The sequence below is a fragment of the Ruegeria sp. CDSA221 genome (assembly GCF_059611825.1).
The window spans coordinates 339954-355579 of record NZ_JBXWPK010000003.1; the positions used below are offsets into that span (position 1 = coordinate 339954).

The following is a 15626-nucleotide window of genomic DNA, read 5'->3' on the forward strand; positions in this document are numbered from 1 at the left end:
CCAATTCGGGTTTCCTTCTGCTTTCAGATCGTTAATTGAATCCCACCTATCTGGTGGGCTCCTCTTCTGCCGTAACTGCAGGAGTCACTTTTTCAGTGCGTCGCGGATTTCCATCAGGATGTCCAGCTCGCTTGGCCCGGCTGGCGCTTCTTCTTCCGCCGGTGCTTCCTCTTCTGCCGCCTCTTTGACCCGGTTCACCATTTTGACCAGCATGAAAACCACCCAGGCGATGATCAGAAAGTTGATGATCGCCATGATGAACGCACCATATGCAAAAACAGAAGCACCGGTTTCCCGCGCCGCTTCCAAGCTCGCCCCTTCGGCGACATCACCGGCCAGAACGGAGTAGTTGTTGGTGAAATCAACCCCACCCGTGAACAGGCCAATCAATGGATTGATCAGATCGCCAACAAGAGACGTAACAATTGCGGTAAATGCGGCTCCAATGATGATACCCACCGCCATATCCATAACATTGCCTTTGGCAATGAATGTCTTGAACTCCTGGAACATAACTTCCCTCTTTCCCTGTTGTCATTTTTATGCGCCTAAACGCACGGCAACTGTGCGCTAATTGCACTATAAAATGTATGTTTTTATGGGAAATCGTGACTATTTTTCCCCAATCGGCTTATTCAGGAGACCCCATGACACATTTTGCGTCTTATTCCATTACAGACAAATGGCCTGCCAAAGACCCTTCGGTCATTCAGCTCTATTCTTATCCGACGCCTAATGGCGTCAAAGCCTCGATCATGCTTGAGGAAACCGGCCTGCCCTACGAGGCGCATCTGGTCACGCTTGCGGATGCGGATGTCAAAAGCTCCGAGTTCCTGTCGCTGAACCCCAACAACAAAATCCCTGCAATCATTGACCCGAACGGTCCTGATGGACATCCCCTGGGCCTGTTCGAAAGCGGTGCGATCCTGTTGTATCTGGCCGAGAAGTCAGGGAAATTCATGGGCCAGACACAAAGCGACAGACATCGCATTACCCAATGGCTCATGTTCCAGATGGGTGGAATTGGTCCCATGCTTGGGCAACTTGGCTTTTTCCACAAATTCGCCGGGAAAGAGATCGAAGATCCGCGCCCACGTGAGCGTTATCTCAACGAGGCAAAGCGGCTGTTAAATGTCGTGAACAATCAACTTGATGGCCAGGAATGGATCGCCGGGGATTACTCGATCGCCGACATTGCAATCGTCCCCTGGCTGCGCGGGTTGGATTTTTATGGTGCCCGAGACATTGTTGGCTGGGATGAGTACGCAAATCTCCAACCTTATCTTGATCGGTTTCTTGCGCGTCCCGCCGTTCAGCGCGGGCTGCAGATTCCTTCCCCAGGTTAACACGTGTGGGGTGAGGCAATACCTCACCCCATCCATTTAACTTGGAAGCTTACCCGTCAGAACATACCGCAGCACATCCACCACCTGCGAGGGATGTTCAGCAACAGCCAGGGCGGCTGCATCAACCTCTTTCAACGCGTGCTGATGATCTGGCCCGTGCACTACGATGATCGACTTGCCCAAAGCCGCCGCATATCCCGCGTCAAAGGCTGCGTTCCATTGCTTGTATTGATCGCCAAAGCGGACGACCACGACATCCGCGTCTGAAATGCCCTTGCGGGTTCGGATCGCATTGACCATCGCACCCTTGTGGTCATGCCAATACTTGTTTGGCTCGGACCCCAAAATTGCAACGCCGCAATCGTCGCTGGCTTCGTGAATCGTGACAGGGCTGTTGAACGAAATGTCCAACCCTTTCGCCCCGTCAATGATCTGCTCGCGCCAGTCGGTGTGTATCTCTCCGGACAGGTAGACGTTCAGGCCCATTGATTTCTCCTTTGATTTTATTGGCGACCCTAAAGACAAAATGGACCTGACCCAAGGGGGGCTCAGAAAGCTAGCCTCCAAAACACCGGCTGCCCGTTGGGAACTGCCCTACGGGCCGCGCTGCGCTGCTTGCTTCCCAGAAACCCCGGCATCTCGGATGTTGGCTCGAACCCGAAACTGCGGGGTAAACGGGTATAGATCGACCGCGGCGGCAACCGCCCCCAGGTGATCCCTTTCAGCTGCGCGCCCGGTTCTGGCTGGTGCATCCAGACTTCGCGAATGGCGAATTCGTCGCGCAGCAGCACCAACACTGCCAACATCATGACCTCGGCCCATATTTTCGCGTATTTCTGCTGCAGCGCCTGCTCGTATTCACGCGTCAAACGCAACTCACGCGACCGGGGCGCCCGGCATTGCAGTCGACGCCGGGCATGGCCGACAAAGCGCAACCAGTCGGACTGAATTTCTTCAATCAGACAATAGCCACTTGTTAAATCTATATCCAAGCGGCACCAGGCCAGAGTCGGACGGCCATGCGTGCGTACCGGGTGCCAACAGCTTTGGAACGCACCCACCGCCGCGCGCTGTTCGAATTTCCACAACAGCTCGGTGTGCTCGGTCGGGAAGCCCAACTGCACCACAATGTTATGCGCCTTGCGCGTGGTTTGTTCACCAGACCAGCGCTCAAAGCTCAGGCAGAAATCCAGCCATTCGGACTGATAGACCGCTTCTAAACCATGGAACGCCGCAGGGCTTAGCCCTTTCAGACACACGGCGCGATCCGCATGGGCCACGGTCAGCACATCGTGCCTCCGCAAAACCCCACCGCACCGCGCGATCATGGGTTTCAGCAAAGGACGCGCCAGCAAACGGGACAGCCCCGATTGCTTTAGATCCGAAACCGACATTTCGGCCTCCATCGACTGGCACAGCAACCAGGGGCTTTGCCGGTCGGTATAATAGTAGAATGGCATCTCTTCCGACAGAATCTGCCGGATCATCGAGATGTCTTGGCGTTTCATGACAACTCTCCAACGGGAAACAGGCCCGCCGGTCAGTTGGCGGGCAATCAGGGTTTGGGCATTGCTTTTGCGAGGCTGGGATCTGGCATTGGGCCGACTCCGGATTGTGATTGCATTAGGGGGCTGGACTTACGGCCAGGGGGTGATTCCACTCAACCCCTGGATTTTCAGGACGAAGGGACGTTGCAGCACGGCAACACTGGCGTCTGAGAAACGAGAAAAGCGCGCCGATTGGCGCGCTTTGCATTTGGATTACGGTCGCGTTAGCCGCGCAGAACGCCGCCCGTTGCCTTGGAAACCTTGGCGATGATCTTCTCGGCCACCGCTTCGATGTCTTTTTCTTTCAGGGTCACATCTGTTGGCTGCAGCCGAACGGTGATGGCCAGAGATTTCTTGCCCTCACCCAGGCTTCCGCCAATAAACTCATCAAAGACGCGCACATCTTCGATCAGCGCCTTATCGGCGCCGGCAGCGGCATTCACCAGCGTCAGTGCCTCGACGCCTTCATCGACGACAAAAGCAAAGTCACGCTCGACCGCCTGCAGATCGCGCAGCTCCAGCGCCGCGCGGGTCGCCCCGGATTTACGCGGTAGAGGCACCTCATCCGGCCAGATAGTGAAAGCCACCGCCGGGCCCTTGATGTCCATCGCCTGCAACACACGCGGATGCAACTCGCCGAAAACGCCCAGTACCTTTTTCGGACCCAGGCAAATTTTGCCGTGCCGGCCCGGATGCCACCAGGCGTCGCCCTCGCGTAGGATCTGAACCTTGGCGGGTGCGCCGATGGCGGCCAAAACGGCCTCGGCATCTGCCTTGGCGTCGAACACATCCGCCGGGCGTGTGGCGCTATGCACATCCTTGGGGCCGTCGCGACCGACCAGCAGGCCTGTAATCTGGATTTTCTGATCGCCTGGCTCGCCGTCGTGAAAAACTGGGCCAACTTCAAACAGCGCCACATCCGCATAGCCGCGCGCCTGATTGCGGGCCGCCGCTTGCAGCAGACCCGGCAGCAAATCGGGGCGCATATGGCTCATCTCGGACGAAATCGGGTTTTCCAACTGCGTCGCTTCATCGCCACCGCCAAACAGCGCTGCGGATGTCTGATCAATGAATGTATAGCTGACGCATTCGTTATAACCCAATGCGGCACAGGTGCGGCGCGCCATCGATTGGCGGCGCTGAGTGGCTGTCATAACCGGTTTCGGAATGCCATCAGTGACCCTCGGCAGCGGCTTGCCCTGAAGCTTGGTCAGGGAGGCAATTCGTGCGACCTCTTCCACCAGATCAGCCTCGCCCATGACATCTGGGCGCCAGCTGGGGACATGGGCCATCTCGCCTTCAAGGCGGAAACCCAGACGGGTCAGGGTTTGGCGCTGCTCGCTTTCGGGAATGACCATCCCGACCAGCGATTGCACCCGGGCCGAGTCCAACTTGTAGGATCGCGCATGGTTTGGCGCTTTGCCTGCCTCAACCACTTTAGAGACCTCGCCACCGCAGATATCCAGGATCATCTGCGTCGCTTGTTCCAGCCCTTCCAGCGTATATTCCGGATCAACACCCCGTTCGAACCGGTAGCGCGCATCCGAGTTGATTTTCAACGCCCGGCCTGTCAGTGCAATTTGCACATGATCCCAAAACGCGCTTTCGAGGAAGACGTTCACGGTACCCTCGGTACAGCCGGTTTCTTCGCCGCCCATGATCCCTGCAATGGATTCCGGGCCGTTGTCGTCCGAAATCACCATCATGCCCGGTTGCAGCGTGTATTCCTTTTCGTCCAGCGCCACCAGCTTTTCGCCGCCTTTGGCCCTATGTACGCGCAGGTTGCCCTGAACCTTGTCCGCATCAAAGACATGCAGCGGACGGTTTTGGTCGAAGGTCATATAGTTGGTGATATCCACCAAGGCCGAGATCGGACGCAGGCCGATCGCCTTCAACTGATCCTGCAGCCACAGCGGGCTGGGGCCGTTCTTGACACCCTTGATCAGACGCCCGGTGAAATGCGGTGCTCCGTCCAGCGTGTCATCATCAATCGTCACCTTGATCGGGCTGACGAAATCGCCCGGCACCGGCACATAGTCGCGCTCTTTCAGCGTGCCGACCCCGCGTGCCGCCAGATCGCGCGCGATCCCGGCGACGCCCAGCGCATCGGGGCGGTTCGGGGTGATCGCAATCTCGATCATCGGATCGACCTTTGCGGGATCATTCTCGGCCAGCCAGTCAACGAACTGATCGCCGACCTCACCCGAGGGCAGCTCGATGATGCCGTCATGCTCTTCCGACAGCTCCAGCTCGCGCTCCGAGGCCATCATGCCAAAGCTTTCGACACCGCGGATCTTGCCGACGCTGATGGTGATGTCCAGGCCCGGAATATACATGCCCGGTTTGCAGACCACGACAGTGATACCTTCGCGCGCATTGGGCGCGCCGCAGATGATCTGCAGATCACCCTCATCCGTCGCAACCGTACAGACCCGCAGCTTGTCGGCATCAGGGTGCTGTTCGGCATGGGTCACTTTTCCCAGCGTAAAGTCCGCCAGTCGGTCCGCCGGATTGACGATCTCTTCGACTTCGAGCCCCAGATCGGTCAGCGTTTCGGCGATCTCATCGACCGACGCGTCAGTGTCCAGGTGATCCTTGAGCCAGGAAAGGGTGAATTTCATCGGTCGTATTCCGCATAATCTTGGGTCAGCCCGCGTGTAACGGATATTCAGACAAGGGGAAAGAGGCCGTGTGCCACATGACCACCTACTGTTCGGCAACTGTGTTGACGACGCTATCCGATCCGGCAAACACCGCCAAAATCCGCGCGATGTCTTCGCCCGTATTCGCCCCCACGTGTGGGGATCGGAACGCTTCGACAAAGGCATCGCCGGTTTTGTAGGTCTTTGTCCCCGCCGCGCCGTAATCGACAGTGATTTCCCCTTCCAGCACATAGGCCACCAGCGGAGCATTATGTAGGTGACTACCGGTTACTTGACCCGGCTGCATGGTAATGATGGCCATGGTGATCTGCGGTGTGCCGTCCGGGTATTCCAGTGGCTCTCCGATCACGGACTTGTCCGTTTGCACCAAAACATCAACAGGCGGATAGGCGTCGCGCGCCAGGGCAGAGGTTGCGGTCAGGATCGCGGCGGTCACCAGCAGGGGTTTCATCGGGCAAGGCTCCTTGGTCAGATGGCCTGCGCAGATGACCCCGGATGTAGGGGGCTGTCAAACGGGTCAGGGATAGGCTGGTGTGCGCCCGGCCAGCTCATCCAACTGCCAGCCGATCCAGCCATGCGGGATGAAATGCCCGCCCGGATGCGTGTCCAACGTAACCTGCCCCTGCGCGCAATCGGTCCATTCCACACGGCTGAGGGTCAGGAAAGGCTTCACGCTCCAATCGCCACGCGGGGTTGCACCGTTGCAGTCGAACTTCGCTTTCCACAACGCCACCGGATAGGTCGTGTCCCCGCCCGGACCCACGGGGAAATCCATCACCGTGTCGTCCAGCCCATGCACATGGCGCACCTGACGCGGGGCCTGCGGGCAGTCCTCGGTCTGGCGAATGCTGCCAGCGACAGCCAGCAGGGCCGCAACGTCATCGCCGGACTGACAGACATAGCGCCACGCCATCGCGCCGCCATAGGAATAGCCCGAGACATAGATGCGATCCGGGTCGATGGGATAGCGCGCCGCGACATCCTCTAGCACCCGATCCGCAAAGGGGACGTCATCAGTGTCGGACGTCCAGAAATCCCAGCTTTTGCCGCGCCCGTTCGGGGCCACCAGCAGCACGCCGCGCAGTTTGGTGGCCCCTGCGATCCTTTCGTGGTTGACCACCACATCCCCCTGCCGCGCCCAGCCGTGGAAGTGCAGCAATACCGGCAGAGGGCTTTCGCCGTCCCAGCCGTCCGGTTCCAGCACATGGTATGAGCGGTCACCGAGCGGGCAGGCCGCGTCGCCATGGCAACCATTTGCTGCAGCTTGGAGCGGGAGAAGAAGAAACAGGCAGGTCAGAATCCGAAACATAACTCGGAGCCTACCCGCCCCGTGCACGAAGTCACGTCACAACCCCGTGGGAGGCTGAAACAAGCCGCGCTATCGCCAGACCGCGGGGTGGCGATCCTTGGGCTGTGGAGGGAAGTTTATGCTGGCCAAATCCGTGCGCTGTTCGAGCGCTGCACTGACGGAGACAAATCGCCAGCCCGTGTGGGCGGTCTGGCGATAGCGCGGCGGCCTATCGGCCTTTGCTCCGCGCCGGATTTTCAAACGAGATCTCCCGACCGTTTTAGTCTTCTCGCACTTTCCGGCGCTTAAATGGTCGCGGTTTACCTAGCCAAGTCACATCATGGTGCATGACTTCTATGAGTCTTGTCCGGCTTTCGGAAAGTGCGGCGATGGAGATCGGCTCACCGTCCGGTGCGCTGGCCGCTCCGGCAATCAAAGCCGCCGCGTTACCCATATAGAGGCCTGCACTTTTGTTTACTATGGCGGAAGCGAATATCTGAAACTCAAGAACCATCGACGATAAATCTGAGAATGAAGCCTGAATTTGCTCGTCATCTCCCAGGGTGAGTGCAGCCTCTAATCGCCCTATTTTTTCACCAAAGCGAAGATACACGTCTTCTCTACGCAAGGAGATACGTTTTGCCTCTTCCCACCATTGCTTGAGCAGATAGGAAACCGCGGCAACAGCTATGCCAAAAAACGCGACGGCTTGGTCGATGACAAAACCTGCCGAGCCTGTTTCAATCACCGAGACAAACCACCATGCAGGTTCGGCATATCCAGCGCTGCAAACCCGTAGTGCCGCAACCACCGAAGATCGCTATCAAAGAACGCCCGCAAATCCGGAATGCCGTATTTCAACATCGCCAGACGGTCGATGCCGATACCAAAGGCAAAGCCCTGATAGACCTCGGGATCAATGCCACCGGCGGCGATCACCTTGGGGTGAACCATGCCGGAGCCAAGGATCTCCATCCAGTCGTCGCCCTCGCCGATCTTCAGCTGGCCGTTATCCCAGGAACAGCGGATATCGACCTCTGCCGACGGTTCGGTAAAGGGGAAGTGCGAGGCGCGGAAACGAAGTTCGACATCGTCGACTTCGAAGAACGCCTTCACGAACTCTTCCAGAACCCATTTCAGGTTCGCCATCGAGATGTCCTTGTCGATGGCAAGACCTTCGACCTGATGGAACATCGGCGTGTGGGTCTGATCATAATCAGCGCGATAAACGCCGCCCGGACAAATGATGCGGATCGGCGCACCCTGCAGCTCCATCGAGCGGATCTGGACCGGCGAAGTATGGGTGCGCAGCACATGCGGCGGGCGCTCGTCGCCCTCGGCACGGTGCATATAAAACGTGTCCATCTCGGCCCGCGCGGGGTGGTGGCCGGGGATGTTCAGCGCGTCGAAATTGTGCCAATCGGTCTCGATCCGCGGCCCTTCAGCCACCGAGAAACCCAGTTCGGCAAAGATCGCGGTCAGCTCCTCGGTCGCCTGGCTGACCGGGTGGATCGAGCCTTGGCGGCGCGCGCGCGTCGGCAGGGTAACGTCCAGCCATTCGGTGCGTAGACGTTCGTCCAGCGCGGCATCGGCAAGACCGGCTTTCTTGGCGGCCAGGGCCGAGTTGATCTCATCCTTCAGGGCGTTCAGCGCGGGGCCTGCGACCTGACGTTCCTCGGGGGTCATCTTGCCCAGCTCGCGCATCTTCAGCGCGACCTCACCCTTTTTGCCCACGGCGGCGACGCGGATCGCCTCAAGCGCGTTCTCATCGCCCGCCTCGGCGATTTGCCCCAGATATTTTGCCTTAAGATCGTCCATGACGCCCTCTGAATTTGGTCGCCAACCTGCTATCGGCCCCGCCCCGCGAATGCAAGCGGGACGCGGTGGGTCAATAGCTGTATTCGGGATAAATTCGGGTCAGATCGCCGTTCCAGTCGCCATTGTAGTGTTCCAGCAACTCATCCGCCGGAACCTTGCCGGTATCGAGACTTTCCTTCAGCGCGTTCAGGAAATGCGTCTCATCGGGAACCAGACCACCTGCGCCGGGATAGGCCCGGGCCTTGAGACCACTTTCCGAGATCGCAACCACTTCGCGGGCAAGATCATGCATGTTGATGTCGCCAACCTGCGCCTGCAGGCCATTGACGGCCGCCTGAACGCGCAGTTCTTCGCGCGTTTCGGCATCCCAGCCCTTGACCAGATCCCAGGCCGCATCCAGCGCGCCCTGATCATAGGTCAGGCCAACCCAGAAGGCAGGCAGCGCACACAGACGCCGCCACGGGCCACCATCCGCGCCGCGCATCTCCATGAATTTCTTGATCCGCGCCTCGGGGAAGGCGGTGGTCAGGTGATCGGCCCAATCAGACAGGGTAGGTGTTTCACCCGGCAGCGCGGGCAGTTTGCCCTGCAGGAAATCGCGGAAGGACATGCCCAGCGCGTTGATATACTGGCCATCGCGATAGACAAAGTACATCGGCACATCCAACGCGTATTGCACGTAGCGCTCGAACCCAAAGCCCTCTTCGAACACGAAGGGCAGCATGCCGGTGCGCGCATCGTCCAGGTGCCGCCAGATATGGCTGCGCCAGCTTTTCTGGCCGTTGGGCTTGCCCTCAAAGAAGGGCGAATTGGCAAACAGCGCGGTGGCCACCGGCTGCAAAGCCAGCGCGACGCGCAGTTTCTGCACCATGTCGGCCTCGGACCCAAAGTCGATATTGACCTGAACCGTGCAAGTGCGCCGCATCATGGCGCGGCCCATGGAGCCTACTTTTTCCATGTAATCGTTCATCAGCCGATAACGGCCTTTGGGCATCAGAGGCATCTGCTCATGGGTCCAGATCGGGGCCGCGCCCAGACCGATAAAGCCCACGCCGATTTCATCAGCGATATCCTTAACCTCGCGCAGGTGGGTGTTCACCTCGTCGCAGGTCTCGTGGATCGTCTCCAACGGCGCACCCGACAGCTCTAGTGCACCGCCCGGTTCAAGGCTGACATTGGCCCCGTCTTTTTCCAGACCGATCAGGTGGCCCGCTTCGCGCACCTCGGCCCAGCCGTGCCGGTCACGCAGCCCTTCAAGCACCGCCACAATCGACCGCGTGCCTTCGAATGGCAGCGGTTTCAGTGAGTCTTTACAATAGCCGAACTTTTCATGTTCGGTTCCGATGCGCCAATCGGCTTTGGGCTTGCAGCCCGCTTCCAGATATTCGGCAAGTTGCTCGTGGCGTTCGATCGGTCCGCCGCCGGACTGGGGGATGGACATGAACCGTGCTCCGATCCTGATGTGTCTGTCTTGTTGGTCAGTCGTGGTCGCAAACGACAGCGGTGTCAATGCAACCGCATATGCGCAGGGCGCATCGGCTGACGCTCCCAAATTACTACGGGATGTACGGCCCCACCGTTCAATTCCGACAACATGTGTTCTGTTTTCAACCCCGGCAGCGCCGAGAACACGTCAAACAGCGCTTCGGCCCCTTCGGCATTCACAGGAATGTGAAGTGTCGGCTGGCCAGGCTGTTCCAACACCCAATGCGCCGGATTCGAGGATGGGTCCAACGCCAACCGTTCGATTTCCCGCGTCGCTACCATGCCACCGTCCAGCGGGCCAAAATAGGATATCTGGCCTTCGTCGATGGTCACAACTCCGGGGCCACCGACGCCGGTGCGAAACCTGGCGCGCTGAACCCCGATAACGGCCAGTGCAAGCGACACCGCCACCAAAACCCAGCCCAACCAGCCCAGCAACCCACCCGGGCCGCTGATCCAGCTGAGGCCAACCAACAGAATGACACCGGCAACCAGCACTTCGCGCCAGCGCCACAGGGCCAGTTTCGCTTCGGGTCGGATGAAACTCATGCGGTATCCTCTGGGTTTATGAACAGGATGAGCGAGTACTGCCCCGCGGATTGAAAACCGATACCGATATAAGCACGCGCAGCGGAATCGGAAGCCGCAAACAAAACCGCGCGTTTCGCACCCGTACGGCGCGCCTCCTCCAGATGCAGCGCGACGGCCAGACGCGCATATCCACGGCCGCGCATTTCACGAGGTGTAAAGACCCCACCAATCTGCACGACTTCTTGCAAGCGCGCGTTAAAACCAGTCATGGCGACAGGCCGATCGTCGACCAGCAACACACGATGAGAATCGCGTTCGATATAGGCGTCGTAATCCAAGCCAGCCTGTTTTTGCGCTCGTGACGAATTGAATTCCATTGCTTCGATCAGGTAGTCAGACCGCCACCTTACGACGATTTCACGATCAAACGCACCCAAAGGCACCAATTTTGCGCTTGTAGCATCCGGAATAGCAAGTTGTTCCAAATCCAGCGTGAACCCCGGTTCATCGCTGTTCAGCGTTGCCGGCCGATCCTCCCACCCCGCAAGACGCATGATCCGGCGGGCCTGTGTTGCCTCAGCCGCCATTCCAAACAAGGCACGCCCCCGGATCAGATCAATCGCAGCGGCCAGTTCTTCATCTGTGCAATCGGGACATTGCGGTAAAACCATGCCCTCATTCGTGATGGAGAAAACAGCCCGGGGGTCATCGCCCAACACCCAGATATTAACGGCACGTCGGTCCGTGCCCCGCAATCCAAAATCACGCAGATTGGCCAAGGGGAACATCGACGTCTGAATGTGGCGCATTAGAAACTGGTCGATCTTCGGTACATCCGCCTCCTGCGCGAGACGCCAAATCATGACCAGTCCCCCAACGCCTGCTGCCACATGGTCAGAGCCGCAACGGCTGCTGTATCCGCGCGCAGGATACGCGGGCCAAGACTGACGACATGGGCATAGGGTAAGGCGGTCAGCCGGGCGCGTTCACGTTGGGAAAAGCCGCCCTCGGGTCCGATAAGGATCGCCCATGGCAACCCCTTTTCATTCGCCGCCAGGCGCAGGGCCGAGCCGACCTCGGCCTCGTTACAGAACATCAGTTGACGCCCCTCGGGCCAGCTATCCAGAACTCGGTCCAGCCGCTGCAGATCGGCGACCTCGGGCACAAAGGTACCGCCGCATTGCTCGGCGGCCTCTACCGCGTGGGCCTGCAAGCGGTCCTGACGGATACGTTCGGAATTGGTGAATTCTGTCTGCACCGGCATGATCCGCGCCGCACCCATTTCCGCCGCCTTTTCAACGATGAAATCGGTGCGTGCCTTTTTGATCGGGGCGAACAGGAACCACAGGTCAGGTGGCCGTTGCAGCGGTTTGGTCTGTTCGACACAGGTCAGTACACCGCCACGCTTTCCCGCTTCGGCCACTTCGGCCTGCCATTCTCCGTCCTGTCCGTTAAACAAGGCAACCTGCCCCCCCACAGCCAGGCGCATGACACCGAACAGGTAATGTGCCTGCTCGCGCGTCAATTCTACCGATTGCCCCGGACCCAAAGGGTGCTCTACATACAGTCTGATCTTTGCACTCATGAGACCTTACATATGCAAGGCAATGCGCCAACACCAGACGGTCAGGTCGCTGATGCGGTCAGCGGCAACTGGGTCGACACCTATGCGCCGGAATTCTCGCGCCCTTACCTGCGGCTGAGCCGGGCTGATCGGCCTATCGGCACATGGCTGCTGCTGATCCCCTGCTGGTGGGGGCTGGCGCTGGCCATCCTCAGCGACGGCACCCCGCGGTGGGAGGACCTCTGGATCGCCATCGGTTGTGCCATCGGTGCCTTTTTGATGCGCGGCGCGGGCTGCACTTGGAATGACATTTCGGACCGCGACTTTGATGCAAAGGTGGAACGGACCCGGTCGCGCCCGATCCCTTCTGGGCAGGTCAGTGTTCGGCAGGCCGCGATCTGGATGTTGCTGCAATGCCTGCTGGCATTGTTGGTTCTGCTGAGCTTCAACCAGGCCGCCATCGCCATGGGCGTGCTGTCCCTGTTGCCCGTCGCTGTCTACCCCTTCGCCAAAAGGTTCACCTGGTGGCCACAGGTATTTCTAGGACTGGCCTTCAACTGGGGCATCCTGCTGACCTGGGCCGCGCATACTGGAACGGTCGGCGGCCCGGCTATCACTCTGTACCTGGCCGGCATCGCCTGGACGCTGTTCTACGACACGATCTATGCGCATCAGGACGCCGAGGATGACGAGCTGATCGGTATCAAATCCACCGCCCGCCTGTTCGGGACAAATACTGCGCATTGGTTAAAGTATTTCCTGGTCGCCACTGTATCCCTAATGGCGCTGGCCATTATCGACGCCATGACAGGGCAGGAGCCGATTACAGCCATGTTCGTGGCACTTGCCGGACCTTGGGCGATGGGATGGCACATGACGTGGCAACTGCGTGGGCTGGACACTGAAGACAACGCCAAATTACTGCAGCTTTTCCGCGCCAATCGTGACACCGGCCTTATTCCGCTGATCTTCCTTTGCATTGCTGGGTTGCTCTGATTGCACCTCGGCGCGGGCCTCTGTAAGAGTCCTGCTCAATAACTTCAGGAGTCGTCTGCCCGCACATGCGCCTGCCCTATTTCCTAGCTGCCTCCCTGATATTCCTCGTTTCGGCCAGCCTGTCGCTTGTGGCCGCAGGATATGCGGTAACCAAAGTCGAAGAAGCGTCGGAACTCGCCGTGCGGCGTGCGCTTGACCTAAAAGGGCATGACTGGGCCGAAGTCGAATCCGATGGCCTGCGCGTTGTCCTGACCGGCACAGCCATTGACGAAGCAACGCGGTTCAATGCGCTGACCGCAGCCGGGACCGAGGTTGATACCTCACGCGTTATTGACGACATGCAGGTCGCCCCCACCCGGCAACTGGCAGCACCGCGCTTTTCCGCTGAAATTTTGCGAAACGACAGCGGTATTTCGATTATTGGTCTGATACCCGCAAGCCAAGACCGCAGCGAGCTGATCGAAAGGTTGCGCCGGATGGACGGCGACACCGTTTCGGACCTGATGGAAACGGCGGATTACCCTATACCCGAAGGCTGGGACGACGCGTTGAACTATGCGCTCGAAGCGTTGACTCGCCTGCCGCGCGCCAAAATATCGGCCAGCCCCGGTTTGGTGAAAATCACCGCCATTGCAGACAGCCTGCGGGAAAAAGAACGACTGGAACAGAGCCTGACCCGCGCAGCACCTCCCAGTTTGCGAATCGGGTTGTCGATCTCGGCTCCGCGCCCCGTAATCACCCCCTTTACACTGCGCTACCTGATTGATGCCAACGGCGGCCAGTTCGATGCCTGCTCGGCCCAGAATGAAAAAGCGCGGGATGCCATCGTCGCTGCTGCCAAAGAGGCAGGCCTTGCTGGCCCGTTTAACTGTACAATCGGTTTGGGCGTGCCCTCACCCCGTTGGCCCGAAGCGGCAACGCTCAGCATTCGTGCCCTGTCCAAGATTGGTCAGGGTTCGGTCACGATTTCGGATGCGGATATCACGCTGGTGGTGGCGCAGGGAACAGAGGCTGGGGTCTTTGACCGTGTGGTGGGCGAGCTGGAAAATGCGCTGCCCGAGGTTTTCGCCCTGCACGCCGTCCTGCCCGAACCCGAAACCGACGACTCCACCGGCCCCCCCGAGTTCTCGACCACGCGCAGCCCCGAAGGGCTGGTCCAAATGCGCGGTCGTCTGAGCAATGAGACATCGCGCGACATGGCCGACAGTTTTGCCCGTGCGGCATTTGGATCGGAACAGGTTTATACCGCCACCCGCATCGCCTCCGACTTACCCGCAGACTGGCCGGTGCGTGTTCTGGCGGGGCTGGAAGCGTTGTCTCTGCTGCACAACGGCGCTCTGACTGTTACCCCTGACGACGTTTCTCTCAGCGGGGTCAGCTACGACCCGGACGCCAAAGCCCGTATCGCCGGATTGCTGTCGGAAAAGCTTGGGGATGCCAAAGGTTTCACCCTTTCGATCACCTATCAAGAGCCGCCGAAACCCGCAGACAGCCTGCCCGACCCAGAGCTGTGTGAAGACCAGCTTGCTGAGGTTCAGGCCAGCAGCAAAATCGCATTCGAACCGGGATCGGCCACGGTTGCAGCGGATTCGCGCGATACCGTCAATCAGATCGCCGAGATTCTGCGCGAATGCGGCCCCATCAGGATCGAAATTCAAGGCCATACAGATAGTCAGGGCCGTGAAGAGATGAACCAGCAACTCAGCCAGGCGCGGGCTCAGTCGATCCTGAACGAGCTACGCGGACGCCGCATTCCGACCTCAAGCTATTCGGCCGTGGGATATGGCGAAACGGAACCGATCGCAGACAACGATACCGAGGCAGGCCGAGAAGAAAACCGTCGCATTGAATTCCGCCTGATCCGGCCCGAGCCCCTTGCCAATTCCGAGACCGGGCTTGAGGCGCTGGAGGCCGAGACAGAGACGCCAGAAGACGCCGCAGATACCGGCGCAGAGGATCAGTAAGTTGAACAGAATAGAATTCATCATTGCCACCGCCATCATCCTGTTCGCAGCCTTCTGCATGGGGTGGTTCGCCAACTGGCTGGCCCATCGTCTGTCTCGTGTTCGCCAAAGCGACGTCGCCGATCTGGATCGCATGAGCCAGGAATTGCATGAGGCCGAAGAAACCCGCGATCAGGCCATCACCTATCTGCAACAGCGCGAGGCCGAGCTAACCAATCAGCTCACCCAGACCGAGGCGGAACTGGGCGCTGCCATGGACGGGTTGCGCGCCGCGCGGCAGGAGGCCGAAGAATTACGCGGCCGGATCAACAACGCGGACTAAGAGAACTAGAGGAATCGGCAACTTGCGACACCCGCAAATATAGGGCGCCGTTGTGTGTTTCAGACACCTGCCAAACCGGGTCCGAAAATCCCCTCAGCTTGA

General features: G+C 59.2%; 16 protein-coding genes. 4 read left to right on the top strand and 12 right to left on the bottom strand.

The annotated features are described in order from the left end of the window. Positions 1-84: 84 nt before the first annotated feature. Positions 85-513: a large conductance mechanosensitive channel protein MscL gene (gene mscL / locus AC2FJ5_RS06635; protein ID WP_142635318.1), complete on the bottom strand. Its 429-nt coding sequence runs from the start codon at positions 511-513 to the stop codon at positions 85-87. Positions 514-647: 134 nt separating this feature from the next. Here mscL and AC2FJ5_RS06640 point away from each other — a divergent pair, with 134 nt between their 5' ends. Continuing rightward, a complete protein-coding gene (locus tag AC2FJ5_RS06640; RefSeq protein WP_142635316.1) occupies positions 648-1346 on the top strand; it encodes a glutathione S-transferase family protein in 699 nt (232 codons plus the stop codon). Between the two features lie 36 nt (positions 1347-1382). Here the strand turns inward: AC2FJ5_RS06640 and AC2FJ5_RS06645 are convergent, their stop codons facing one another. The 11 genes from AC2FJ5_RS06645 to AC2FJ5_RS06695 form a co-directional block, all read right to left on the bottom strand. Then, on the bottom strand, positions 1383-1832 hold the full coding sequence (locus AC2FJ5_RS06645) for a YtoQ family protein (protein WP_142635314.1): 450 nt from the start codon (positions 1830-1832) through the stop codon (positions 1383-1385). Positions 1833-1894: 62 nt separating this feature from the next. Continuing rightward, positions 1895-2854: a hypothetical protein gene (locus AC2FJ5_RS06650; RefSeq protein WP_496792840.1), complete on the bottom strand. Its 960-nt coding sequence runs from the start codon at positions 2852-2854 to the stop codon at positions 1895-1897. A 263-nt stretch (positions 2855-3117) separates the two neighbouring features. Further along, on the bottom strand, positions 3118-5514 hold the full coding sequence (pheT, locus tag AC2FJ5_RS06655) for a phenylalanine--tRNA ligase subunit beta (RefSeq protein WP_496792841.1): 2397 nt from the start codon (positions 5512-5514) through the stop codon (positions 3118-3120). An 85-nt stretch (positions 5515-5599) separates the two neighbouring features. Beyond that, the gene (locus AC2FJ5_RS06660) at positions 5600-6007 is read right to left on the bottom strand and encodes a cupin domain-containing protein (protein ID WP_496792842.1); all 408 of its coding nucleotides are present in this window, start codon (positions 6005-6007) and stop codon (positions 5600-5602) included. A gap of 66 nt (positions 6008-6073) precedes the next feature. After that, positions 6074-6865, bottom strand: coding sequence for a CE1 family esterase (locus AC2FJ5_RS06665; protein ID WP_496792843.1), 792 nt, complete (start codon positions 6863-6865; stop codon positions 6074-6076). Positions 6866-7124: 259 nt separating this feature from the next. Further along, positions 7125-7592 (bottom strand): hypothetical protein, encoded by a 468-nt coding sequence (locus tag AC2FJ5_RS06670; RefSeq protein ID WP_496785848.1) that lies wholly within the window; start codon positions 7590-7592, stop codon positions 7125-7127. Further along, positions 7589-8662 (bottom strand): phenylalanine--tRNA ligase subunit alpha, encoded by a 1074-nt coding sequence (pheS, locus tag AC2FJ5_RS06675; RefSeq protein ID WP_281972601.1) that lies wholly within the window; start codon positions 8660-8662, stop codon positions 7589-7591. The genes AC2FJ5_RS06670 and pheS overlap by 4 nt, the downstream gene beginning before the upstream one ends. 70 nt (positions 8663-8732) lie before the next feature. Beyond that, entirely contained in the window at positions 8733-10103 is a 1371-nt protein-coding gene (locus AC2FJ5_RS06680) for a glutamate--cysteine ligase (RefSeq protein WP_281995270.1), read from the bottom strand. A gap of 65 nt (positions 10104-10168) precedes the next feature. After that, complete coding sequence (locus AC2FJ5_RS06685) at positions 10169-10696, bottom strand: hypothetical protein (protein ID WP_142635298.1); 528 nt, start codon at positions 10694-10696, stop codon at positions 10169-10171. Continuing rightward, on the bottom strand, positions 10693-11541 hold the full coding sequence (locus tag AC2FJ5_RS06690; protein WP_496789448.1) for a GNAT family N-acetyltransferase: 849 nt from the start codon (positions 11539-11541) through the stop codon (positions 10693-10695). The genes AC2FJ5_RS06685 and AC2FJ5_RS06690 overlap by 4 nt, the downstream gene beginning before the upstream one ends. Then, positions 11538-12263 carry a 16S rRNA (uracil(1498)-N(3))-methyltransferase gene (locus tag AC2FJ5_RS06695; RefSeq protein WP_496696533.1) on the bottom strand — a complete coding sequence of 242 codons (726 nt, stop codon included), beginning with the start codon at positions 12261-12263 and terminating at the stop codon, positions 11538-11540. Before AC2FJ5_RS06695 ends, AC2FJ5_RS06690 begins: the two co-directional genes overlap by 4 nt. Positions 12264-12275: 12 nt before the next feature. Here AC2FJ5_RS06695 and ubiA point away from each other — a divergent pair, with 12 nt between their 5' ends. The 3 genes from ubiA (at position 12276) to AC2FJ5_RS06710 (ending at position 15524) form a co-directional block, all read left to right on the top strand. Further along, a complete protein-coding gene (ubiA, locus tag AC2FJ5_RS06700) occupies positions 12276-13238 on the top strand; it encodes a 4-hydroxybenzoate octaprenyltransferase (protein WP_496792845.1) in 963 nt (320 codons plus the stop codon). Between the two features lie 65 nt (positions 13239-13303). After that, on the top strand, positions 13304-15202 hold the full coding sequence (locus AC2FJ5_RS06705; RefSeq protein ID WP_496792847.1) for an OmpA family protein: 1899 nt from the start codon (positions 13304-13306) through the stop codon (positions 15200-15202). Between the two features lies 1 nt (position 15203). Beyond that, a complete protein-coding gene (locus AC2FJ5_RS06710; protein WP_142635291.1) occupies positions 15204-15524 on the top strand; it encodes a hypothetical protein in 321 nt (106 codons plus the stop codon). Positions 15525-15626 lie beyond the last annotated feature (102 nt).